Annotated in this window: 19 protein-coding genes, 1 pseudogene and 1 riboswitch; of the genes and pseudogenes, 4 read left to right on the top strand and 16 right to left on the bottom strand. The window is 45.1% G+C overall.

Going from position 1 to position 24,343, the window contains the following annotated elements:
• Positions 1 to 5: 5 nt before the first annotated feature.
• The 7 genes and pseudogenes from FEM33_RS25835 to FEM33_RS25805 all read right to left on the bottom strand — a co-directional run bounded on the left by FEM33_RS25835 (position 6) and on the right by FEM33_RS25805 (position 11,797).
• Positions 6 to 2,426 (bottom strand): ABC transporter permease, encoded by a 2,421-nt coding sequence (locus FEM33_RS25835; protein ID WP_139014857.1) that lies wholly within the window; start codon positions 2,424 to 2,426, stop codon positions 6 to 8.
• Between the two features lie 296 nt (positions 2,427 to 2,722).
• The gene (locus FEM33_RS25830) at positions 2,723 to 5,182 is read right to left on the bottom strand and encodes an ABC transporter permease (protein ID WP_139014856.1); all 2,460 of its coding nucleotides are present in this window, start codon (positions 5,180 to 5,182) and stop codon (positions 2,723 to 2,725) included.
• 190 nt (positions 5,183 to 5,372) lie between these two features.
• On the bottom strand, positions 5,373 to 5,600 hold the full coding sequence (locus FEM33_RS25825) for a DUF433 domain-containing protein (RefSeq protein WP_139014855.1): 228 nt from the start codon (positions 5,598 to 5,600) through the stop codon (positions 5,373 to 5,375).
• Between the two features lie 214 nt (positions 5,601 to 5,814).
• The gene (locus FEM33_RS25820) at positions 5,815 to 8,199 is read right to left on the bottom strand and encodes an ABC transporter permease (RefSeq protein ID WP_139014854.1); all 2,385 of its coding nucleotides are present in this window, start codon (positions 8,197 to 8,199) and stop codon (positions 5,815 to 5,817) included.
• Between the two features lie 43 nt (positions 8,200 to 8,242).
• Positions 8,243 to 10,602: pseudogene (locus FEM33_RS25815) on the bottom strand (ABC transporter permease).
• Positions 10,603 to 10,740: 138 nt separating this feature from the next.
• Complete coding sequence (locus FEM33_RS25810) at positions 10,741 to 11,118, bottom strand: hypothetical protein (protein ID WP_139014853.1); 378 nt, start codon at positions 11,116 to 11,118, stop codon at positions 10,741 to 10,743.
• Between the two features lies 1 nt (position 11,119).
• Positions 11,120 to 11,797, bottom strand: coding sequence for an ABC transporter ATP-binding protein (locus FEM33_RS25805; RefSeq protein ID WP_139014852.1), 678 nt, complete (start codon positions 11,795 to 11,797; stop codon positions 11,120 to 11,122).
• Positions 11,798 to 11,923: 126 nt separating this feature from the next.
• On the opposite strand from FEM33_RS25805, the gene FEM33_RS25800 reads away from it, so the two are divergent.
• Entirely contained in the window at positions 11,924 to 12,295 is a 372-nt protein-coding gene (locus FEM33_RS25800; RefSeq protein ID WP_229214426.1) for a four helix bundle protein, read from the top strand.
• 144 nt (positions 12,296 to 12,439) lie between these two features.
• Here the strand turns inward: FEM33_RS25800 and FEM33_RS25795 are convergent, their stop codons facing one another.
• Positions 12,440 to 13,687 (bottom strand): efflux RND transporter periplasmic adaptor subunit, encoded by a 1,248-nt coding sequence (locus FEM33_RS25795; RefSeq protein ID WP_139014933.1) that lies wholly within the window; start codon positions 13,685 to 13,687, stop codon positions 12,440 to 12,442.
• A 379-nt stretch (positions 13,688 to 14,066) separates the two neighbouring features.
• Between FEM33_RS25795 and FEM33_RS25790 the strand changes: the two genes are divergently transcribed.
• Positions 14,067 to 15,434, top strand: a complete 1,368-nt coding sequence (locus tag FEM33_RS25790) for a sigma-54-dependent transcriptional regulator (protein ID WP_139014851.1) — start codon at positions 14,067 to 14,069, stop codon at positions 15,432 to 15,434.
• A gap of 12 nt (positions 15,435 to 15,446) precedes the next feature.
• Here the strand turns inward: FEM33_RS25790 and FEM33_RS25785 are convergent, their stop codons facing one another.
• Entirely contained in the window at positions 15,447 to 16,172 is a 726-nt protein-coding gene (locus FEM33_RS25785; protein WP_139014850.1) for a porin family protein, read from the bottom strand.
• A 144-nt stretch (positions 16,173 to 16,316) separates the two neighbouring features.
• Here FEM33_RS25785 and FEM33_RS25780 point away from each other — a divergent pair, with 144 nt between their 5' ends.
• Complete coding sequence (locus tag FEM33_RS25780; RefSeq protein WP_139014849.1) at positions 16,317 to 18,266, top strand: glycoside hydrolase family 127 protein; 1,950 nt, start codon at positions 16,317 to 16,319, stop codon at positions 18,264 to 18,266.
• Between the two features lie 13 nt (positions 18,267 to 18,279).
• Here FEM33_RS25780 and FEM33_RS25775 read toward each other — a convergent pair whose 3' ends face one another.
• Positions 18,280 to 19,194 carry an LEA type 2 family protein gene (locus FEM33_RS25775; RefSeq protein ID WP_139014848.1) on the bottom strand — a complete coding sequence of 305 codons (915 nt, stop codon included), beginning with the start codon at positions 19,192 to 19,194 and terminating at the stop codon, positions 18,280 to 18,282.
• A gap of 268 nt (positions 19,195 to 19,462) precedes the next feature.
• Here FEM33_RS25775 and FEM33_RS25770 point away from each other — a divergent pair, with 268 nt between their 5' ends.
• A complete protein-coding gene (locus FEM33_RS25770; RefSeq protein ID WP_139014847.1) occupies positions 19,463 to 19,999 on the top strand; it encodes a YciE/YciF ferroxidase family protein in 537 nt (178 codons plus the stop codon).
• Positions 20,000 to 20,077: 78 nt separating this feature from the next.
• On the opposite strand, the gene FEM33_RS25765 is transcribed toward FEM33_RS25770, so the two are convergent.
• From FEM33_RS25765 to thiM, 6 genes are all read right to left on the bottom strand, one after another.
• Entirely contained in the window at positions 20,078 to 20,578 is a 501-nt protein-coding gene (locus FEM33_RS25765) for a pyridoxamine 5'-phosphate oxidase family protein (protein WP_139014846.1), read from the bottom strand.
• 96 nt (positions 20,579 to 20,674) lie between these two features.
• Positions 20,675 to 20,959, bottom strand: coding sequence for a 2TM domain-containing protein (locus FEM33_RS25760; RefSeq protein ID WP_139014845.1), 285 nt, complete (start codon positions 20,957 to 20,959; stop codon positions 20,675 to 20,677).
• A gap of 160 nt (positions 20,960 to 21,119) precedes the next feature.
• Positions 21,120 to 21,770 carry a thiaminase II gene (gene tenA, locus FEM33_RS25755; protein WP_139014844.1) on the bottom strand — a complete coding sequence of 217 codons (651 nt, stop codon included), beginning with the start codon at positions 21,768 to 21,770 and terminating at the stop codon, positions 21,120 to 21,122.
• Positions 21,767 to 22,588 carry a bifunctional hydroxymethylpyrimidine kinase/phosphomethylpyrimidine kinase gene (gene thiD / locus FEM33_RS25750; RefSeq protein WP_139014843.1) on the bottom strand — a complete coding sequence of 274 codons (822 nt, stop codon included), beginning with the start codon at positions 22,586 to 22,588 and terminating at the stop codon, positions 21,767 to 21,769. The genes tenA and thiD overlap by 4 nt, the downstream gene beginning before the upstream one ends.
• A gap of 14 nt (positions 22,589 to 22,602) precedes the next feature.
• Entirely contained in the window at positions 22,603 to 23,262 is a 660-nt protein-coding gene (gene thiE, locus FEM33_RS25745; protein ID WP_139014842.1) for a thiamine phosphate synthase, read from the bottom strand.
• Positions 23,263 to 23,321: 59 nt separating this feature from the next.
• A complete protein-coding gene (gene thiM, locus FEM33_RS25740) occupies positions 23,322 to 24,122 on the bottom strand; it encodes a hydroxyethylthiazole kinase (protein ID WP_139014841.1) in 801 nt (266 codons plus the stop codon).
• 100 nt (positions 24,123 to 24,222) lie between these two features.
• Positions 24,223 to 24,316: riboswitch (TPP riboswitch) on the bottom strand.
• Positions 24,317 to 24,343: the final 27 nt, after the last annotated feature.

Raw genomic sequence — 24,343 nt, 5'->3', positions numbered from 1 at the left:
GCAATTTATTCGCGTTTTAGAGAATTGACCGGATTCATCAAGGCTGCCTTGATACTCTGAAAACTGACGGTAACGACTGCCACGATAATGGCGGAAAGCCCGACCAGAATAAATATCAACGGATTTATTTCAATGCGGTACGGATAATGATCCAGCCATTTCTGCATAAAAAACCACGCGAGCGGCGATGCAATGAAAATAGCAACCAGCACCAGTTTCACAAAGTCACGCGACAGCACAAAAACCAGACTGGAGATGCTTGCGCCCAGCACTTTACGAACGCCGATTTCTTTGGTACGCTGCTCGATGACAATCAGTGCAACGGCAAAAAGGCCGAGGCAGGAAAGCATAATGGCAATGCCGGAAGCCAGACTGAAAACCTGCGAAAGCTGCTCTTCCTCGCGGTACCATGCATTTGTATTTTCGTCCACATAAGTGCCTATGAATGCAGATCCGGGCGCAACCTCATCCCAGATTTTCCTGAACTTGTCCATGGCACCTTTGAGGCTCTGCGGCGTAACACGTACGAATATGTAATTGATCGCTTCCGAACCCGAAACATGCATGGTGATCGGCTTCTTTTCATTTTTGGAAGAATAAAGGTTGAAGTCGGGAATGAGGCCGATGATCTGGTATTTGGCGCCGGCTGTATCCGTCTGGAAAAACTTACCGACAGGCTCCGGTTCCGAGATCATTTTAGCCATACTTTCCGTAATAATAACCCGGTCAAGCGTATCCGAAGGGTAAGCCGGATTGAACTCGCGTCCAGCCAGTAATTTGATATTCAGCGTTTTCAGATAATCATAATCCACATGCAGCCAGTCTGTTGTGACTTCCTTCTCTTTATATGTAAATCCGAGAATGCTTCTTGAAGTACTTCTGTCTATTCCTACGCCGAGGTTCACACCGCTTCCGGTAATACCGAGTACATGAGGATCACCTTCCAGCTTGTTCCGCATCCGCATCAGCACCTGACGCCCGTTTACCTTTTTCCCGACCGGAATGCTGATGACCTGTTCTTTCTGGAAACCCAGCGGCTGCTTTCTCAGATGATCCACTTGCTGGATGGCGATAACGGTGCAGCAGATCAGCAGGCTGGACAAAGTAAACTGCGCCACGATCAGCGAGTTACGCAATACGCCGGGTTTCTTTAAGGAAACTTTTCCTTTCAGCACTTCCACCGCGTTGAACTTGGACATCTGCCACGCAGGATAACCGCCGGCAAGCAAGGTTACAAGAATGAAAAGCCCCAGCAGAATGGCTATTTTATCCGGCTGAAGTAAATAATCCAGTGTTAATTTTCCCTGGAAAGTGGCGTTAAAAGCAGGCAGCAGCAGAACCGCCAGGATAACTCCCGACAGAAATCCCAAAAAACAGATGATGCCGGCTTCTCCCCAAATCTGAAGAAAAAGCTGGTTTTTCAATGCGCCGAGTGACTTGCGGACCCCTACTTCGCGCGCACGGACAAAAGATCTTGCAACGTTCAGGTTGATGAAGTTGATACAGGCAATGAGCAGGATGAAAAAACCGATTCCCATCAGCGCATACACAAGCGCAAGCGGCGCACTGCCTCCGCCGGATATCTGCGAATCAAAATGCACGTTTCGGATCTGCTCTATTCTTACTGCGAACAAATCTCCTTTTTCATCCGGCTTTGCTCCTTTCTTTTTTAATGAAGCGATATTTTCAGCGAAATATTTGGCTGAAAAGGGTTTAAGACGCTTTTCAAGAGCAGCCTGATCTGTATTCGGGCTTAACTTCAAAAATACGCGATGCGAATAGGCATCCCACTGATCCTTTTGATTCTGATAATTTTCTGCATTTTCACTCCTGATAAAAGCATCAAACTTGATGGATGAATTTTCAGGAAAATCCTTTAAAACTCCCGTTACAACATATTGCTTTTTATTGCCGTCCAGACCCACATCGAGCGGCTTGCCCATTGGATCTTCATTTCCGAACACTGCTTTGGCCATATTTTCGGAAATGATAATGCTGCTCAGATCCTGAAGCGCCGTTTCCGCACTGCCTTTTACAAGCGGAAACGTAAAGATTTTCAGAAAATCCGGATCTGTAAACAGAACCTGCTTATCAAAATATTTTCCTTTGTATTCCACCACGTTGCTGCCGTTCAGAACCCTTGTAACGCCTTCTATTTCGGGAAATTCGGCTTTAAGCGCAGGCGTGATCGGAAATGGCATCGAGCCGATTTTTTCTGCTCTTTCCGGCTCGTTCGAGAAAAAGTAAACCTGGTACAACCGTTCATTGTCCTTGTGAAAATTATCGAAAGACAAGGCAAAGTATGCGGTCAGAAACAAAAAAGTACTGATGCAGAATGCCACGGCAAGTCCTGCGATATTGATAAAAGCATAACCCTTGCTTTTCCAGAGGTTACGAAAGGCGATTTTAAGGTAACTTTTAAACATGGTTTTTCTTGGCTAAATATACAGGCAGCAGGGATTGCTACGATTCATCAGCTTCATTTTAAAGAATATTATACCAAAATAAATCAACAAACATAAACGGGTTACAATCAATAAATTAAATCAAGAACTGTAAATTTTCAATGTTCAAAAGCGAACACTTTTGTTCATTTGCGTCCGGGTAATTTACAAGATAATGAAAGCTAATAGCTGTCAGCTTCTAGCCAGCAGCTCTTATCTTAGCCATCAACTTCATCTTACATTTCACATTTCACATTCTACATCTCACAACTCCTGCGCTACTCACTTTTCAGCGACTTCACCGGATTTGTAACGGCTGCTTTAATCGCCTGCGTGCTTACGGTAATGATTGCAATAACAACGGCAAGCGCGCCGGCCAGCACAAACATCCACCACTGAATGCTGATCTTGTAAGCAAATCCCTGCAGCCATTTGTCCATCACATACCATGTAAGCGGCGTGGCAATGACAATGGAAACAATGACCAGTTTGACAAAATCGCCCGAAAGCAATGCCACAATGCTCGTCACAGAAGCACCCAGTACTTTTCTTACTCCTATTTCCTTGATCCTCTGCTGTGCTGCAAATGCCGCAAGTCCGAACAGGCCAAGGCAGGAAATAACAATGGAAATCAGCGTGAAAGAATTGACAATGCGGGAAGTACGGGCATCAGCAGCATAGTTATTCTGAAAATCCTGATCAAGAAAACTGTATGTAAAAGGTTCGTCCGGAACCAGCGACTTCCATTTGCTTTCAATAAACGGAAGCACTTTGCTGACGTCTCTGGAACTGACATGCGTAACGATGTAGTTAAAATCGGAGTTCATATTCAGGAACAAGGCATAAGGCTCAATGGCCTGATGCAGATCGGCAAAGTGGAAATCCTTTACAACGCCCACAATTTCCAGAGGATGTATTACGCCGTCCGTATTGCTTTTGAAATTGAGCCTGCTGCCGACTGCTTTGTTAATCGAAATGCCCATTTTTCGTATAGTTGCCTCATTCACAACCATTTTATAATTGGTATCTCCGGGAAAATCAGCTGAAAGCATCCGGCCCGCAGCCATTTCAAATCCCATTGTTTTCATGAAATCGGGAGCTACCCAGTTGGTTTTAACCAATTTTGCCTCGTTGATGCTTTGATCTGACGGATAAAGAGACATATCGCTCGGGTTCAGGATGCCCGGATAGTAGGAAGTTCCGGAAGCGCCTTCAATCTGGTTATTCTGCAGAAGCTCATTACGTAAAGCTGTATACGCGTGCTTTGCCGCATCGGTTCGCAAAGGAATCACAAGCTGCTGATCTTTGGTAAAGCCAAGCGGCTGTTCCCGCATGTATTTCATCTGGGTCTGAATAACCAGCGTCGCCACCACGAGCCCGGTGGAAATGACAAACTGCACCACAACAAGCCCTTTACGCAGAGTCGTAGCCGAAACAGAGTTGACAAATTTTCCTTTAATTACATCAAGCGGGTTGAAAACAGATAAATAAAACGCAGGATAACTGCCCGCCAGCAATCCGGTTACAAAGGCCAGCATGATAAAAGCCAGAATAATTTCAGGTTTAAGCAGTTCATTGAATTCCAGCGATTTGCCTGAAAGCTCGTTAAAAACGGGCAAAGACAATGCAACGAGCACCGCGGCCACAGCCAGTGCAATAAAGGTAAGCACCATGGATTCACCCAGAAACTGTCCGACCAGCCCGCCTTTTCCGGCACCCATCACTTTACGGATGCCCACTTCGGCTGCACGTTTTGCAGAACGGGCTGTTGCCAGATTCATGAAGTTGATGCAGGCAATAAGGAGCGTAAACAATGCAATGGATGCCAGCACGTAAAGATATGTGGAGCTCGTCGTCGGCGTTACAATGCTTTCAATCTGGTTGAAAAGGTGAATGTCGTTCACTGCAAGCAAAGCCATTTGCTTGTCAACACCCGCCGCCTTCAGATCCTGCCGCGCATATTTATTGATAAATGCAGGCAATTTCTTTTCAAATCGGGAAGCATCCGTTCCGGGCGCCAGTCTGACGTATGTATAAAACATATTGTTGTTGGTAAAATCCTGCTTCTGCTCTCTCAGAAAACCGCCAACCCAGCCGGCATTCATCGAAACAAAAAAACGGGCATCAATATGCGAACGTGCACTTTCATCTTTGTAAACACCTGTAACCCTGAAATTTTCACCATTTCCCGTTGTACCGCCCAGACGGATTATTTTGTTGAGCGCAGTAGCATTGCCGAACAGGTTTCTGGCCACTTCTTCCGACAGAACAACCGCATGCGCGTCATCGAGTGCCGTATTGGCATCACCTTCCAGAAACTGATAGGTAAAAACGTCGAAAAAAGTAGAATCAACATGATATCCACGGGTTTCATAAAATGATTTTACAGACTTGCCGGATTCCTCCACGCTGAGCAGCGTTTTGTTTTCCAGAAAATTCTGCCACAATCTTGTAACCTGTTTTACTTCCGGAAATTCTGATTGAATAGCGCGTGCATACGGCGAAGGCGCACGCGGATTATCCATTTTCTCTCCGTTGGACTGAATACGAACGCTTCTGACCAGATAAATATCTTTGCCAAACTCATGATGGCTGTCAAAAGAAACTTCACTTAAAATGTACAGCAAAAGCAGCATGCAGCAGGTCATCCCTACGGACAGGCCAAAAACATTAATGGCAGAAAAAAGCTTGCTTTTAAGCACGTTCCGCCAGGCGATCTTCAAATAATTTTTTATCATGGCTAACAGATTGCAAACGCATTGTTGCATAGGTTCGGCTATTATGCAATGAATATTGTACCAGCGCCGTAAAACATTCAAATATATACTGATAATCAGATAATTATACAGATATAAAAACAACAAAAGTGTCCGTAAGCGGACACTTTTGTTCGGTATTGGACTTGGCTTGGAGTTATGGTGTAAACATTCATGCAGCAACAAACGGGACTTCAATTTCTTCGGAACGCCAGGCTGCATAAGCCAAAGCCTGCCTGATGTCTTCCATTTCCAGATAAGGGTAATATTCAAGAATTTCTTCAAAACTTTTTCCCGAAGCAACAAGTCCGACGATAGTTCCTACTGTAATCCGCATTCCCCTGACACATGGCTTTCCTCCCATAATCTGGGGATCAAATGTTATATGGTCCAGTTTCATATCAAACATGTTTTATCAAATATAACCATAATCCCGACACTTCCGTTTACTCGCTTCTCAAACTCTTTACCGGGTTCATCAAAGCGGCTTTGATACTTTGAAAAATTACGGCCAGATCGGTAAGAAGCAGGGCAAAAAACCTACCAGGGCGAAAAGGTCCGGTATCCGGCAAACTGTCGCAATAGTTTCCAAACCTGTTTACTGAAATGTACTTTTACTCACTCCTTAGCGATTTTACCGGATCAAGCAACGCTGTTTTTACACTTTGAATACCCACAGTAAGGATGGCGACAGAAATGGCGATGGATGCAGCAGAAACAAAATACCACGACGTAAGATTGATACGATATGGAAAGTTCTGAAGCCAGACATTTACGGCATAATAGGAAAACGGCAGCGCAATGACAATCGCGAGCAAAACCAGCTTTACAAAATCCGTGGATAATAAAGCCGCAATGCTCGAAACCGACGCGCCAAGTACTTTCCTGATCCCGACTTCCTTAACCCTTGTTTCCGCATTGAAGGTTGCCAGGCCAAACAGACCAATGCAGGAAACAAAAATGGAAAGTGCCGCGGCAAGTGTAATCATCTGTTTCCACCGGGCCTCGGATTCGTACCTTTTGTAATTGGCAGCATCTTCAAAATTGTATTCAAACGGCATAAACGGAACGTGCTTGCGGAATATCTTTTCCACGGTTCTGATTGTCCCCGGAATATTTTGAGCATTCAGTTTGAGATATACGGTTCCCAGGCGGTAATTCGGATCCTGCGTCAATAATAACGGCTTGATTGTGTCTTTCAGTGAAGCATAATGATAATCCCGGATTACTCCGATCACCTTCAGTTTCTGGTTTTTCCATTCAAAGTTCACTTCCTTGCCAATCGGGTCACGCCAGCCGGCTTCTTTTACAAAAGCTTCGTTCACCACAACGGATTGCAGCGGATCGGAAGGATAACTCCGGGAAAAATTACGTCCTTTTATCAGTGGAATCTGCAATGTTGAAAGAAAATGATCGTCTACACCAATGTACCCAAAATCCATTCTCTTGCCGTTCACTTCTGCACCGGTTCCGTTGTAATTGCCATTGAAAGCAGCAACGGACTCAATACCGGTCGTATTTTTCAGTTCTTCCATGATCGTTGCAAGTGTTTCATTGCCCGGTCCGCCCCGGCCGGTACTGAAACTCATCAGATTCTTGTCATTATACCCGAGTTTCTTGCTGATCAGATACCGGAACTGGGCATAAATAACCAGCGTACCGATCAGCAGAAATACAGACAAGGCAAACTGAAATACAACCAGACTTTTTGTAAGGTAATTTTTTTGTGTCAGGCGGGTACGGTTGTAAAGCGTCTGGGCAGGACTGAATCCCGACAGCACCAAAGCCGGGTAAAATCCTGCAATCATTCCGGTCATTAAAAAAAGCAGTAAATAACCCGTTACAAGCTGTACGTCAAGAAGATAAGAAAGCGACAGTTCCTTGTTGGCCAATATATTAAAGGTCGGCAAAATAAACTTTGTCAGTAAAAGCGCAAAACTGAATGCAATAAAAGACAGCAGGAAAGATTCTCCCAGAAACTGGATCATCAGCTGCTTGCGCTGGCTGCCGACTACTTTTCGGACCCCGATTTCCTTGGCGCGGTTAAGCGATCTGGCAACGGTAAGATTAACAAAATTGATACACGCAATCAGCAGTATAAAAACGGCAATTCCGGACAGGATATAGGAATAAACCGGGCTGCTGCCGCGTCCGAGCCCGTTCCGGAGTTCGCTCGATTCGCTGTCCAGATGAACTTCCATGAAAGGCTGAAGACTGAAACTGATTTTCTGATTAAAATCCTTGATCTTGCCGATCTCATCCGCCGATTTGCTTTTGAAAACCTGATTGAGCTTTGGAATAACCGTTCGGTAATTTGCTTTGTCATGCAGCAAAACAAAGGTGTTCATATAAAAACCCAGCCATGCATTGTCCGTCCAGCCTCTGGCCTCCTGAAACTGAAACGGCAAAACCGCTTCAAACTGCACGGATGAATTCTGCGGGCATTTTCTGGCTACACCCGAAACGGTAAACGTTTCAAACACATCACCGATTTTCAGTTCCAGCGTTTTTCCGACGGCATCTTTTGTGTTAAAATATTTCTCCGCAACCTGTTCTGCCAGAACGATCGAATGCAGGTCTTTCAGGACTGTTTTCGGATCGCCGGCCAGCAAGGGCATTGTAAAAACGCTGAAAAAGTTGCTATCGGCAAAAAGTATATCTTCATTCAGCAGTTCATTGTCTTTCTTGACAACAAACGAGCTGCTTTGTGTCCTCACAATTTGAAGTATTTCCGGAATTTCCTGCTTGAACGAAGGTCCGTGAACGGCATTGGTACTGCCGATTACACGCGTTTCCGTGTAATCGGATATGGTTACTTTTATCCTGTACAAATGATCTTTTTTTTCCTGAAAGCGGTCAAAACTTATTTCATCCTTTGTATAAAGGACAATCAGCATGCAGCACGTAAGCCCGAGCGAAAGACCGGCAATGTTGATGAGTGAAAATACCTTGTTCCTCGTCAGGTTCCGGAAAGCAATTTTCAGATAGTTTTTGATCATGGCTTTAAGGTTCAGGTAAAATACATGGAAAGTAAACTGTCTATTATTCCGTTTTCAACGACTTCACAGGATTCATCAAAGCTGCTTTTACAGCCTGAAAACTGACAGTAAATAATGCAATCAGCAATGCTGCAATGCCTGCAACCAGAAAATACCACCATTCCATTTCAATGCGGTAAGCATACTTTTCAAGCCATCCATGCAGAAAATATCCTGCAACCGGGAACGAAATGACTGCTGCAATTGCCACGAGCTTTACAAAATCCATGGAAAGCATGCCAACAAGGTTGGCAACACTTGCACCCAGCACTTTTCTGACACCTATTTCCTTGGTCCGCTGCTCCGAGGTAAATGCTGCCAATCCGAACAGGCCCAGGCAGGAAATGAATATGGCCAGAAATGCAAAATAATTGGCTAACCGGCTGACTACATTTTCCGCTTTGTAAAGATTTCCGAATTCTTCATCTGTAAAGCGGTACTTGAAAGGAAACCCCGGGCTAAACTGTTTGTAAACCTTCTCAATATTCTGAATGGCAAGCCTGGTTTTGCCGGCTTCTGTCCGGATCAGCACAGCGCCGCGGTATGAATTTCTTGACTGGAACCCGATAATCAGAGGTTCAATGGCTACATGTAGAGAACCTATATGAAAATCCTTCATAAGCCCGATTATTTTCCCTTTCCTATCAAAAATGGTCAGCTCTTTTCCAACAGGATCTTTGAATCCCATTTTCCTGGCAGCAGCTTCATTAATAATAAAGTTGGTCGTATCCGTTCCAAATTCGGGGTTGAAATCGCGGCCGTCCAGCAACGTTATGCCCATTGTCTTTATAAAATCATAGCCAATCGTATTTACGCTGAACAGGATTTTTTGCGTCGTATCTTTTCCAGGCCATGTAACGCCCATCGTAGAACTTCCATAATTGATCGGATCAGACTGGGAGCACGTTACCGACTTGATGCCGGGCTCATTTTCCAGCGCCTGCTTGAATGCCTCAAAATTCTTTTCAATGCTTTTCTCCACATTATTGATGTAAAGCAGGTTTTCCCTGTCAAAACCAAGATTTTTGTTCTGGATAAACTGAATCTGGCGATAAACCACAATCATGGAAAGTATCAAAAGAATTGACAGCCCGAACTGGAATACAACCAGCCCCTGACGAAAATAGGCCGCACTCGGCTTGAATTTCAGTGCACCTTTCAGTACAACAACCGGATTGAGCGACGACATAAATAATGCAGGATAACTGCCTGCCACAATTCCGGTTATAACCGTAAGTCCAAGTAGGAGTAAAAGCAACGACGGATTAAGAAAATCCAGTGACAGCTGTTTTTCCGTTAATGAATTGAACGAAGGAAGTAAAATAAGTACAATGGCCAGGGCAAAGAAAAGTGCAATCAGCGTGATCAGTATGGATTCTCCCATAAACTGGCCGATAAGGCTGGCTTTATAGGCGCCCACAACTTTTCGCAGCCCTACTTCCTTGCCTCTTTTCACAGAACGGGCAGTGGCCAGATTCATGAAATTGATGCATGCAATAATCAGTATAAAAACGGCAACAATTGTAAAAAGACGCACATATTCGATTCGTCCGCCGTTTTGTCTGCCTGAATCCCATTTGGAATAAAGATACGACTGCCCGTAATTGACCAGGAATATATCTATGTTACTGTCTTTATTCTTGGTTTTCAGATAACCCTTGATCTTGGCATTGACTTTGTCAACAGAAGCATTCTCAGCCAGCAATACAACGCAGCGCGGACCGTTATTTCCCCATTCCTTTGCCCATTGATTGCTTTTCCTCCAATGGTCGTAGCTCATCAGGAAATCGAATTTCATGGATGAGTAAGGAGAGAGTTCTTCTAAAATACCCGTTACGATCACATCATCCTTGTTATCAACGCGCATGGCTTTACCCATTGCATCCTGACCTTTAAAATACTTTTCAGCCAGTTTTTTTGATATCACAATCCCGTCCGGGCGCTTCAATGCAGTAGCGGCATTGCCCTGGCTGAGATCAAAAGAAAATATATTCAGGAAATCGCCCTGAACGTAGCGACCTTTTTCGTTATCGTAAATATTGCCGGCTTTCAGCACCGGGGTTTCTTCCCAAATCACCTGACTTGCCAATTTAATTTCCGGAATATCTTTTACAATATTTTCCGCCAAATTCCCGGCGTGGACGAATACGTATTGATAGCGCCGGAATAATGCTGGTTTTCCATAACCGAGAAAATCCGGGCGTCATTCTTGTGAAACCGGTCCATTTTCATTTCGTCCTGCACCCAAAGCATAATCAGCAGACTGCAGGCCATTCCCAAGGCAAGGCCAAGTATATTGATCAGACTGAATAACTTATTTTTCAGCAAATTCCGCCATGCGATTTTTAGATAGTTTTTGAACATACCAATATTGTTTCTTTAGTGTGAGTATAAACGGTTTGGTTTTCACATGAACTTAAAATCCATATGAAACGAATATGGAAAATCAGGCATCAGATCAAAGCCCGATTTGCACAGCAGCTTTGCGGCATCAATCCGGAATTACAGATTGATATGAATTTCCCGTCCCGGAAATGCTATTTCGTCTTCAAATTCAAGAATGATCTGCTTGCGCTCCTCCTTTGATTTTCCAGCGGCATTTACCGTCTTTTCATAAATAAATTCTTCCTTGTTTTTTACAAACTCGTATTTGAGAAAGAGCACGCCGGAATCATCATTGTAGCTGACGTATTTTTTAAATTCCCCGGCCTCTTCCGCTGCATACGGCTGTGTATATATGCACTCCGACATGGCCGCATGTGTTCTCACTTCGCTCCGGCCGGCGACCTTGCCGCAGGCCGGTTCTTTCTGGGCAATTGCCAGCGTATGCACACCGAGCATACCGGCGCCAGCAAGGACAAAGCGCAGGAAAGCTTTCATGCTACACATGTACTTTTTCTGTCACTATCTTTCCGTCAAACAAATTCACAATCCGGTGTGCAAAACCGGCATCGTAAGGCGAGTGCGTCACCATCAGAATCGTTGTTCCGGCGGCATTGAGCTGGCTGAGCAGGTTCATCACTTCTTCCCCGTTTTTGGAGTCGAGGTTACCCGTAGGCTCATCCGCTAGGATTGTCTTCGGCGTTGCAACCACAGCCCGGGCGATTGCCGTACGCTGCTGCTGCCCGCCCGAAAGCTGTTGCGGAAAGTGGTTTCTGCGGTGCATCATGTTCATGCGCGTCAGGGCGGCTTCCACTTTTTCCTTGCGTTCTGCCGGCGGCGTTTTCAGGTAAAGCAAAGGAAGTTCCACATTTTCATACACGGTCAGTTCGTCGATAAGGTTAAAGCTCTGAAACACAAACCCGATATTTCCCTTGCGGATCTGCGCACGCTGTCTTTCCGACATTTTTGCAACTTCGGTTCCGTAAAATTCGTAAGAACCTTCACTTGGATTGTCCAGAAGCCCGAGGATATTCAGCAACGTGGATTTCCCGCAGCCTGAAGGCCCCATAATGGCAACAAACTCGCCGTCCCTGACATCCATATCAATGCCGTTCAGCGCTGTGGTCTCTACTTCTTCGGTAGAAAAGATTTTGTGAAGGTTTGTAATTTTGATCATCGTTTTTCTGGCTTTTGGCTGTTAGCTTTTAGCTATCGGCAATTTGGTTATGATAAATGTGGTTTACAAATTCTGTATTGCTTTGTGACCTAACATCTGATTCTGATTCTAAAGGAAACAAGTCAAATGTTTATAGATCAAATGAAAGATTTCAGGGTATTAAGAGTTTGGGAAAAAAGTCATCAGCTAGTTCTTGATATTTATGCCATTTCAAAAAATTTTCCTAAGAATGAATTATTTGGCCTTGTCAGTCAGATTCGCCGTTCTGCCGTTTCCATACCTTCAAACATTTCCGAAGGATGCGGAAGACTTTCAGATGCCGAACTGGCCAAATTCATGGTAATTGCCAGCGGCTCTGCTTCCGAGCTTGAATATCAGCTGCTTCTTAGTAAATACCTTCATTTTCTTTCATTGGATGAATATGAAAAACTTGCAAACGATTTAACCGAAATTCACAAAATGCTTAATTCGTTTATTAAAAAATTAAACACGAAATGAGGATTGGTTGTTGGCTGTAAGCTGTTGGCTTTTAGCGATTGACTTTTGGTTACTGTAATCAAAGCACTTGATAATTGACTTTAAAGTGCTAAGCACTTGGCTAAAAAATACAACTAATCGCTAAAAGCTAATGGCTAACAGCCATCAAAATTCCAACACCTCATTATCCCCGAAGTTCTCGTACGAGCTCGTAATCACCTTTTCGCCCGGTTTCAGGCCTTCCAGTACTTCGAAATATTCAGGATTTTTGCGGCCTAATGTAATATTGCGTTTGGAAGCGCGTTTTCCGTCTTCGCCGACTACATACACCCAGTTTCCGCCTGTTTCGGAGAAGAACCCGCCGACAGGCAGCAGCGTTGCCTGCGATGGCTGTCCAAGCTGCAGACGGATCGGTGCCGACTGGCCTCTTTTGATCAGTTCGGGAGCGCCTTTGTCAAACTGCATATCGACTTCAAACCGGCCGCTCAGTACTTCCGGATATATTTTGATGATCTTCAGTCCATAATCTTTTCCGTTGAATTCCATGGAACCCTGCAACCCGGCGAAAATCCTGGAAATATAATGCTCATCCACGCTCACACGCATTTTAAATCCGTTCAGGTCATCGATCTGGCCAATGTTCTGTCCCTGGTTGATATTCGATCCGACTTCCACATTCATGGACGAAAGCAATCCTGAAACCGGCGCTTTAACCACGAGATTATCAAGTGTCTGCCTCCACAAACTTACGTTCTTTTGCGTGCTCGCCAGCGTTCCTTCGAGCTGGGAAATCTGCATTCGTGAGTTTTCTTCCTGATATTTCTGCGATTCGATCTCGATTTCACGCTGTTTGGTAAGCCGCTCAAATTCTCTTTTCGTTTTCAGGAAATCAGCATCCGGAATCACTTTATCCTTGTATAGTTTGGTATTTCTCTCATGCGCATCTTTCGCCTGATCAATCTGATAATCCAGTTCGCTTAATGTTTTCTGAAGGGTAAACCGGGCAATGCGCAGGCTCTGACGCGTATTCTGCAGATCGTTTACCAATCGGCTGGCTTCCGTTTCCGACTGAAGAAAGCTCAGTTTCAGGTTCTGGTTTTCGAGCCGCAGCAGTACGTCGCCCTGTTTTACCATGTTTCCGCCTTCAATCAGTTTTTCGGTAACATAGCCGCCTACAATCGCATCCAGCTGAATGGTTTTCAATGGCTGCACAACACCCGTAACCACAATGAATTCGTCAAATTTTCCTTGTCTGACAGTCGATACAGTCAGTTTGTCCTGCTCTACGTTGAGCTTGCTGCGTTTGTCTGCAAAGAAAAACTGATAGATCAGAAAGGCAACCAGCAATGTGCTTCCGGCAATGATACCGATGCGTTGGGTAGTCCAGAATTTTTTTGGTTTGATTTTATCCATAGACGATGAGCCCCCGGTAAAGCCGTTACTGCTGCTCGTTGAATTAGGTGTTTTGACTTCCATTATATTGTAAAGATTGGATTCGCTGTTAAACTTTGATCTTTACTATCCAATCCTTGTGCCAAAGAACATTTACGCATTTAAGGCACTGAAAATCAATATACATAAATATTTACAAACCTGCTGCTTTGTCCGATAACGGACATTTTTGTTCGGCGGCGGACAAGCCGTTTCAAGCGGCCGTCCGGATGTCTTGCAGCTTTTTAGGCAGGTATAAAATTAAATTTCAAATTGCATATACTATCTTACAAAACAATTACCAACATCCGGATAATTTCTGTTTTCAACCGCAGGATTATCTTTGTGAATAAAAACAGCCATGCAACTCTCTGAAGCAAAAATCCTGATCATCGACGACGATGTTGACGTGCTCAGCGCAGCCAAACTTTTGTTGAAACGGCACGCAAAAGCCGTCGATATCGAAAAGAATCCGCAGAAACTCCCTTTTCTGATTACCAACGGCGACTACAACCTTATTCTGCTGGACATGAACTTTACCCGTGACGTCAACAGCGGACGGGAAGGATTTCACTGGCTCGACCGTATTCTAGACATCAAGCCCAGTTCAAAAGTAATCATGATCACGGCATATGGTGATATTGAAATGGCCATCCGCGCCATCAAAGCGGGCGCCACCGATTTTGTACTGAAACCCTGGGAAAACGACAAGCTCCTTGCAACCATTGCCGGCGCGCTCGAAGGCGGAGCGGACAAAGCGGTAGTTGTGCCGGAAGAAAAAAGCAAGGAAGACAGCAAGAAACCCAAGCCGGCCGCAGACACGATCGTGGCATCCAGCGAATCCATGCGGCAGGTGCTGGCCACTGCTGAACGCGTGGCTGCAACGGACGCAAACGTTCTGATACTCGGAGAAAACGGTACAGGCAAAACGCAGCTTGCCAAACATATCCATCAACATTCCAGACGCTCGGACAAGCCGTTTGTCGTCGTTGATCTGGGCGCTTTGAGCGAGACACTGTTTGAAAGCGAGCTTTTCGGACACGTGAAAGGCGCTTTTACGGATGCCAAGGAAGACCGCGCAGGAAGGTTTGAGGAAGCAAAAGGCGGAACTATTTTTCTGGATGAAATCGGCAACCTTACGCTTCCGCTGCAGGCCAAGCTGTTGACTGTCATACAGGAACGGCGCGTTACGCGTGTGGGTTCCAACAAACCGATCTCACTGGATGTACGCCTGCTTTGCGCCACCAATATGAACATTGAAAAAATGGTATCGGAAAAAACATTCCGTCAGGATCTGCTTTACAGGATCAATACCATTGAACTGGAACTTCCGCCGCTTCGTGAAAGGCCCGAGGATATCAGCGCACTTGCGGATTTCTACCTGAAGCAGTACAGCAAAAAATACAACCGTCCTGTCAACGACGTCAGCAGCGCACTGATCAAGAAAATGCAGCAGTACAACTGGCCGGGAAACATCCGCGAACTGCAGCATGCCATTGAGCGCGCCGTGATCCTTTCGCAGGAAAAAACGTTGCAGCCTGAAGACCTTTTCCTCAAAAGTTCCGGCGGACAGCCTGTGACGGCTACGGGCTTTGATCTGGAAGATATGGAGAAAACGCTGATCATCAAGGCAATGAAACGCTTTAACGGAAATATTACAGATGCCGCACGCGAACTGGGCCTGAGCCGCGCAGCACTTTACAGAAGAATGGAAAAGTACGGTTTGTAATTCCGAAGTACCCTAGAACAAGCGTATCAATACATAAAATATCCAGCCTTCATTGGCTCTTGTAGTATAAACAGGAACATTAATGGCACTTGATCCGGGATCGAAAGCTGCCAGTTCAACCGGTCTGGCGAATTGATAAACCAGTTCAAAGGAAACGCGTTTTTTAAGGTTTAACCCGATTCCTGTGATATAGGAAAGGTTTTTTCTGAGTTTTGCATTTGCAGGAATGGCAAAATCAGCAGGTATATTTCCCGAATCTATTTCTCCGATCAACGAGCTTTTGGCAGTATAACGGATGCGTCCGGAAGTAATAAACGACGGCATGATACCGGCAGTAATGTATGGTTTGAAGGATTTATCAAATGGTGAATATTGCAGGGTCAACGGAAACTGGATGCGCTTGAAATTGTTTCGGTAAAAAGTAGTGTAAACCGGATCATTTGAAATGTCGGCAGAATTCCGGGTATCGAAAGTCCGGATTCTCAGATCCTGACTGAACTGCCATTCTGCATCCAAGGAAAGTGTCAGAAATCCGGATAGCCGGTACCCCGCGCGAATACCTGAACTGACAGTGAAACCCCGGCCAAATTCGTCCTTTATTTCCGGACCAAGTATTACTGTCTTTTCCGTTCCGGCCCATCCGTAACCCGGTTTAAGGCTGAATGTCCATTTGGAAGACTGAGCGGACGCATAACCCGTTTTAAAAAATACCAGTAAAAAAGTTAAATATTTAAGCATGGCTGTTCCTTCATTATTAAATCATTTGAAGATAACAGCCGTTTTCATCTGATTGTAAAAAGGTCTTCAGAATTGACTGACTGGCATGTTTTTAGAAGACTTTTATCGTTTTAACGTCGGATTTAGAACCAATTTGATTTTATAATGACCAGATTCCTGCTTTCTTTTTTCCTGTTTTTTTCCTGCCATTTCCTTTTTGCCCAGAAAACCAAGATAACTCCCGTTCCGCTTAAAAATGTAAAAACCCGTCAGGGGTTCTGGCACCAGAGGCTGGAAGCAGCAAAGAACGTAACCGTTCCGCATGTGCTGGAAGAATGCGAAAAATCGGGAAGGATCGACAACTTTGCCGTGGCCGGCGGATTGAAAAAAGGAAAATTCGAAGGCACACGGTTTAACGATTCGGATGTTTTCAAAGTCGTGGAAGGCGCCGCTTACGTGCTGCAAAACCAGTATGATGCCAAATTGGATCATTACCTCGACAGCCTGATCACGCTTTTTGCCGCTGCGCAGGAACCCGACGGATACCTTTACACCATCCGGACGATCAACAAAGATACCACGGGTTCTTACGACTGGATTGCCGGCCCGTACCGGTACGGCTTTGAAAACGGCAGCCATGAACTCTACAATGTGGGGCACCTTTATGAAGCGGCCATTGCCCATTACGAAGCAACCGGAAAAAAATCACTGCTGAATGTTGCCATCAAGAATGCGGATCATCTTGTAAAGACTTTCGGGCCGAATCCCGGCCAGCTCGTTGTGGTTCCCGGTCATGAAGAAATAGAAATCGCACTGATCCGATTGTACCGTACAACCGGAAAAAAAGAGTATCTGGACCTTTCCCGCTTTTTCATAGACATGCGCGGACGTTCCGACAAGCGCGCACTTTATCTGGATGAACACAAGCTCGGACCGGCGTATTTTCAGGATCAGGTTCCGTTTGTGAGGCAGAAAGAAGCCGAAGGCCATGCTGTTCGTGCACAGTATCTTTACACTGCGGTTGCAGATTTCCTTACCGTGCAGGAAGATGCCCGTTACAGCAATGCCATTCACGCTATCTGGAAAGATGCAACAGAGAAAAAGCAATACATAACCGGCGGCGTCGGCGCGCGTGAAGACGGCGAAGCATTTGACAAAGCTTACGTGCTTCCCAACGATAATGCGTATGCCGAAACCTGCGCGGCTGTGGCCAATATGCTCTGGAACCATAAAATGTATCTGTATACAGGCGAATCCAGATACATGGACGTTTTCGAAAGAGTGCTTTACAATGGTTTTCTGGGCGGCATGTCCGTGAAAGGCGACAAATTTTTCTATGTTAATCCGATGGCATCCAACGGTGTCAATGATTTTAACCGCGGTACGGGCGCGGAAAGACAACTCTGGTTTGGAACGGCATGCTGCCCGACCAATGTATCGCGGTTTCTGCCTTCCATGCCGGCTTACATTTATGCCCTGCGCGGCGACAAACTGATTGTTAATTTATTTGCGGATAATGAGGCCTACGTTATGGTAAAAAACGAAACGGTCAAAATTATTCAGCAGACCAGTTATCCGTGGGAAGGAAATATAAAAATCAGTATTGAGCCTGAAAAATCACTTGCATTTCCTTTATCGGTACGGATTCCCGGCTGGGCCAACGGACAGGCCATTCCCGGAGATCTTTATACTTATACCGAGAAAGAATCAAAGCCCGTAACGTTAACAATCAATGGTAAAAAATCGCCGGCAACAATTGAAAACGGTTATCTGAAAATTACAAGAACGTGGAAAAAAGGTGACGTTATTGAACTTACGCTGGATATGCCTGTCAGGAAAGTGGTTTCGGATCAAAACATCAGATCAAACAACGGAAAAGTGGCCATTGAACGCGGGCCGGTTCTGTACTGCGCCGAAGGCCGCGACAACAACGGAAAAGCAGCTGCCATCCGGATTTCGGCTTCAGATACCTTCGTACCGCAGTTCCAGAAGGACTTTCTGGGCGGCATCAATGTACTGAAATCAGCTTCCGGAAATGCAATGCTTGTTCCTTATTATGCATGGGGAAACAGAGGTGCCAACGAAATGACAATCTGGTTTGATCAGAAAAAATAACTTTTAAGGATCGTTACTTTTTGATCAGGTTTTCTTTTGCCATTTTCAAATCTTCCAGTTCTCCGTTTGTAATCATGTTGATATCACTGTTCTTGAACATGTCATTTTCAGAAACGATCTTGCTTTTGAAATAGAAAGTATACGGCAGGTGCTTGCCTTTGGTAATCGCCTGACCGGTTGCTTTCAGCATTTTTCCAAGGTCAATCGACATCGGAATTTCGTACACTTCCTTGCTGTGCGCTTTTATTTTGGTTGGGCCTTTTACGCTGCCTTCCGCAATTCTTTTCTGTTTGCCGAGATCCATTACATAAGCTGCATTCCTGAATTCCATTGAAAACGGATTGGGGTTCGTAAGTTCTATGCTCAGGACTACTTCCGTATCTTTCAGGCGCAGCTTTTTCATGTCGTAACCGGCCATTCTGATTTTCGGGACCCTTACGAGCGGCAGCCGTTTGTCCATGGACAGCTCAATCGAATCTTTTCCGAGAAAAGGTTTCTGCAGATGAAAAACGCCTTCAAAATGATAATCTGCACTATCCTCTCCTTTCGATGCTTCCTGATCGCCTTCTATTCTCAATTTACTGATTTTTAATTCGGAAGAAACAGGAATAACGGTGCTGTCGCTGGATTTGATATTTACCGGTTTCGGGTAATCGTCTTCCATGATCGTTTTACCGTTCATCTGTACAACATAACTGAAATGCTTGATGTCCAGCCCGACAGGCAGCGGATTATGTACAAGTACTTTCAAATCCATATCCAGCGTACTGTCCGTAATATTGTTGATTTGCCCGATCCCCATTTCCACACGTGGTTTGAGATCGGAAACCGGGTTTTCGTTCTTCTTTTTATACATATACCAGCCGAAACCGCCGGCAATCAGCAGCACAATGACAATCAGCAGCGTTTTTACAAACTTTCCGTTCATATTGGTTAAATTATTGGTTCAGAGCGGTGAAGATAAAAATCATACCTTTTAATAAGATACTCCGGAATTTGATTGAAAACAGAATTGTCTATGCATTAAAGAGCCGTTTTACGCATATGTAGACTTAACTCTTCATTACAGCCCGGCCGAAAGCCCGTTACTGCAACACTGAAATTGGTACGGTTTTTTAAACATCCGGAATCAAACAAGATGACGTTTGTCATCCAAATTCATTTTCAAACCAAATACCTTTTTAATTTTTATTATCATGGCAACTAAGAGCAAAGTAACCAACAAGATTACAGAATCAGATAGCGCTAAATTGAAAGAACTGTTTGTAGACGGTCTGAAAGATATTTACTGGGCAGAAAAAAATCTGGCAAAAGCATTGACCAAATTGTCAAAAAGTGCAACTTCTGAGGAACTGAAAGCTGCTTTCGAACAGCATACAACTGAAACAGAAGAACATGCAGCAAGACTGGAACAAATTTTTGAACTGGTTGGCGAAAAAGCACAGGCTAAAAAATGTGCAGCCATGGAAGGTCTGATCGAAGAAGCCAATGAAATCGTAAGCAGCACAGATAAAGGAACCATGGTTCGTGACTGCGGATTGATTATGGCAGCACAGAAAGTTGAGCATTATGAAATCGCTTCTTACGGTACGCTCCGTAACATCGCAAGAACATTGGGACATGCAGATGTAGCTGATTTGCTGCAACAAACGCTGGATCAGGAAGGCGAAACCGATCACAAACTGACTGCACTTGCAGAAACGTATGTAAATGAAGAAGCAAGCGCTGAATAAGCAGAATTTGTAAATCGTTTATAAAAAAAGAAGCCGTTCAGAAAAATTCTGAACGGCTTCTTTTTTTATCTGTTAAAATCAGGCAAGATTCAGTTTGCCGTAATCGCCGCCATCCGGCGTAGTACCCGTCAAAACTGCTTTTACCATCGAGAAAAATACGATCATTTGTGACGATGTATTGTCCCAGTATGCTGCTTCGTCGGTTGTAACTTTCAGCAATACAACATTTGGATCATCTTTACCTTCGGGAAACCATGCTTTTGTCATCGGATTCCACAGCTCATCTTTTTTCGCCTGGTCTTCAACTGCGACCGCACTACCCGAAACGCTCAGATAAGTATTGTTTTTCGGATCGGAATAAATAAGCGTTACGGCTTCTTCCGGATTTGTTTCGCTGCCGATCTCGGTTTTTTTACTGGTGAAAAACCATGCGTTTCCGTCCTCGTCTATTTGGATCGTCGTCATTGGCCGGGACTCGATTTTTCCGTTTTTGTAAGTTGTATACATACAAAAACGAATATCCTCAGCTGCTGATTTCAGTTTTTTTACCGCTTCTTTATTCTGAAGGTCCTTTTCCATGATTGTTTTATTTAATCTTAAAAATAATATTCTTCGATATCAATAAAACAACTGTTCCAAAACCGGGTATGCGGTTGTATAAAACAGTGGAACCCGTTATCTCAGTCCGTTACGCAGCAGTTTCTCATATTCTTTTTCAGCCAGATTTTTTTCATCCAGACTGCCGTAAGCCGAAAGATAATGCGATGCAAGGCCGATTCCCCAGCCAAGCATCGGGAACACCGGCCATGGAAAACCGCCTCTTCCGGCATTTGGGTAAAATGTTACCAGATAAATCAGCCACAAACCTGCATTGACAACCAGATACGTACGAAGATGCATTTTAAACGATGCTCTTTGTTTTGCTTTTCTCCAGAGAAATTCATTGCGCGGCGTTTCCATAGCTTTTTTGTTTTTTGGTTAAAATCAGCGTTTTCGGCTGCTGACCTACGAATATAAATCCGTTTTCGACGGATGAACATGCGAATCTGACGGAGTTAACAAATCATATGATGAAGAAGCAAAATGCAGCGATGAACTTCTGAATGAGCCGCCCGCCTGTCTATACTTCCCACTTTTCCAGCCTGTAAGCGCTGTCCCAGAACACATATTCCAGCCGTGAAGCGGTAAGGTATGCTTCCGTCATCTGCTTTCTGGTTTTTTCCGAAGCGGTCTCTGCCAGCGTATTGCAAATCGTCAGCGCTTTTTCAACAGAATGTGCAAAATCCTCACCTGCATAGGCGTCGATCCAGTTCTGATAAGGATTGGGTGAAACCTGGCTTTCATATATATAGTCACCGATTTTCTTGTAAATCCAGAAACAGGGCAGCAATGCAGCAACGGCTACTTCATAAGACTCAAATGCACTTACAGCCATTAAATAACTGGTATAAGCAAAACAACCCGGCGCCTTTTTGCCTTCATATGGAATATCATATTCCTTGAAATAACTCAAATGCAGCGCACGCTCAACCAGAATGGCATTCTGCGCAAACTGCAGAAAATCGAGCAGTTCATTGCTGGTGCCTGCGCGCGTTCCTGCCGTGGCGAGCGCCCGTGCGAAATCTGCCAGATAAAGTGAATCCTGAAGAATGTAGAATTTGAATTTCTCAACCGGCAACGTGCCGTTTTTCAATTCCTGATTAAAGGGGTGGAGCTTTATCTTTTCATAGATCGGCAAAGCTTCCGTCCAGAGCTGGTCTGTAAATTTCATAAAATAAACTGCATTTTTATCGGAGAAAAAGAATGATTTAACGGTCCCGGTCCGTGGCCGGTTTTTACATCTTTGCCGGCTACAATAGCTTCTGAAATATATTCTTTGGCAAAAATGATTGCTTCCGGAAGCGAATTTTCCAACGCGACGTAAGTTGCAATGGCCGAAGAAAGCGTGCATCCGGTTCCATGCAGGTTACCGCTTGCAATGTAGCCGGATTCCAATATCAACGTTTCTTCATCTTGCCTGGCACAAACATCAGATAACGTAGGTGCCACCAGGTGTCCGCCTTTCAGCAGTACCGCTTTGCAGCCTTTTTGAACCATTGCTTCGGCAGCTTCTTTCAGCTGTCCGACAGAATCAATTTTTCCGGAAATAAGGATCTGGCCTTCATCCAGATTGGGCGTGATCAAGTCCACGCGCGGAAACAGTTCCTTCCACAAAACGGCAACGGTTTCATCTTCTATCAGTTTTGATCCGCTTGTAGAAACCATTACCGGATCAAAAACAACGAATCCCGGCTTGTAGCGGTCCAGTATTTCCGCAATGGTTACGGCTGCTTCCACGGTATTGATCATACCGATCTTTACGGCATCCACGGTCAGATCTTCAAAAATTGCATTGAGCTGTTCTTTCAGGAAATCTGCCGGAACGGGATGAATGGCTTTTACACCCTGCGTATTCTGGGCCGTAAGCGCCGTAATGACCGAGGCGCCGTAAGCGCCCAATGCTGCAATGGTTTTCAGGTCGGCCTGGATTCCGGCTCCGCCGCTGCTGTCGGAACCGGCTATGGTTAGTACTGTTGGGTATCGTTTCATGCACTTTCAGCAAGTTATTTGTTGGGAAATTCCATTTGTGGAGGTAAGTGTATTCCGGATTTGGAGGCTGCAATAATGGATCCGAGTTCTTTGGCGGCTTCATACGGTGAAGGCGAACTGCATATGGCAGAAATGACAGCAATTCCGTCCGCTCCGTTCAGAATGGCTTCTCTTGTATTATGCCTGCTCAGGCCGCCGATGACCAGCAAAGGATGTCTGCTGTTTCGCTTTGCCCAGCTGATCCCGTTCATTCCCCACGGATTTCCGGTGTCCATTTTGGAAGGTGTTGCAAACAACGGGCTCAGTGCGAGATAAGAAATATTCCACGCTTCCGCTTCCTGCACATTTTCCCTGGTTTCAGCAGAAATACCGATGATCCTGCCGGCAGGAAACCTGTTTTTCAGCTCATGAAACGGCATGTCGCTTTGCCCGACATGAATGCCGTCGGCATCACAAGCCAGTGCAACTTCCACGCTGTCATTAATGATCAAAGGCACTTTATACGGCGCCAGCAGCTCTTTCAGCCTTTTCGCCTTGTCGATAAAAGCATTTGCTGACAACGCTTTTTCCCTCAGCTGAACCATAGTCACACCGCCTTTTACAGCTTCTTCCACAACCCAGAAAAAATCCCGGCCAAGGCATGCAGCTTCGTCCGTTACAAGGTAAAGTTCCATTTGGGAAAAAATTAAGTTTGATTTTAGGGCTTCATATTTCAGAATAAACCTGGCTTATCTCAGAAAGCAAATTTTACTTTCGACAATTCGGCAAGATGCGCCGGTGAAATGTCCGCAAGTGCATCCAGAAAGGCAATCTGGAACGAGCCGGGCAGTTTTGCATGGCGGTAAGCCAGCTCTCCGCATACGCCCATGGCCGCTGCCGCCGACACGGCAGCATGAAAAGGATCAGAACTTACTGCCGCAAATGCGCCGGCAAGCGCAGAAGCCGTGCAGCCCATTCCGGTTATTTTTGTCATCAGCAGAACGCCGTTGGAGACGAATGCAGTTTGCGTGCCGCTCACGATTACATCCGTTTCACCGCTTACACTGATGACGGAACCATACTTAAGGCTCAATGCTTTTGCCGCTTCCATACTGTCCGCCGAACTTGCCGTGCTGTCCACGCCTTTTGTCTGAATGTTTGTTCCGGCAAGCGCCATGATTTCCGAAGCATTTCCTCTGATGATTGCCGGAGCGGCTGTTTCGAGCAATTCTGTCAGCACCGCATTGCGGTAAGGCGTGGCGCCCGCTCCTACCGGGTCCAGAATGATCGGCTTGCCCGTTTGTGCTGCTTTGCGCATGGCGAGCTTCATGCCTTTTACCCATTCCGGCGACAAAGTACCGATGTTTACGACTAATGCGCCGGCAATGGAAACCATATCTTCCACTTCTTCTGCAGCATGCGACATCACGGGCGAAGCACCGATTGCCAGCAAGGCGTTGGCTGTAAAATTCATCACCACATAATTGGTAATATTGTGAACAAGCGGAGCGGAAGCTCTCAGGCTGTGCAGGTTATTTGCAAGGTTAAATTCCATTCCTTCGGATTTAAAAGATTGACAAACGGAACGGCAAAGAGGAAGAAGCTGCCATACAAGATGAATTGCACGACAACTAAAAGACAAAAAAGATAGTTATTACCTTGATATTGCTTTTTCCTACGACAGTATAAACTGTTTCAGGTTCAAAGGGTATGAATCTCAGTCCTTTTTGGACACCCCCAAAGCCATTCTTACCGGCGAATGTAGTAGTTTTGGGC

The sequence above is a fragment of the Dyadobacter flavalbus genome, assembly GCF_006149045.1.
GTDB classification, from domain to species: domain Bacteria; phylum Bacteroidota; class Bacteroidia; order Cytophagales; family Spirosomataceae; genus Dyadobacter; species Dyadobacter flavalbus.
The sequence above is the reverse complement of the archived record's forward strand: the minus strand, read 5'-3'. Positions and strand labels throughout refer to the sequence as shown.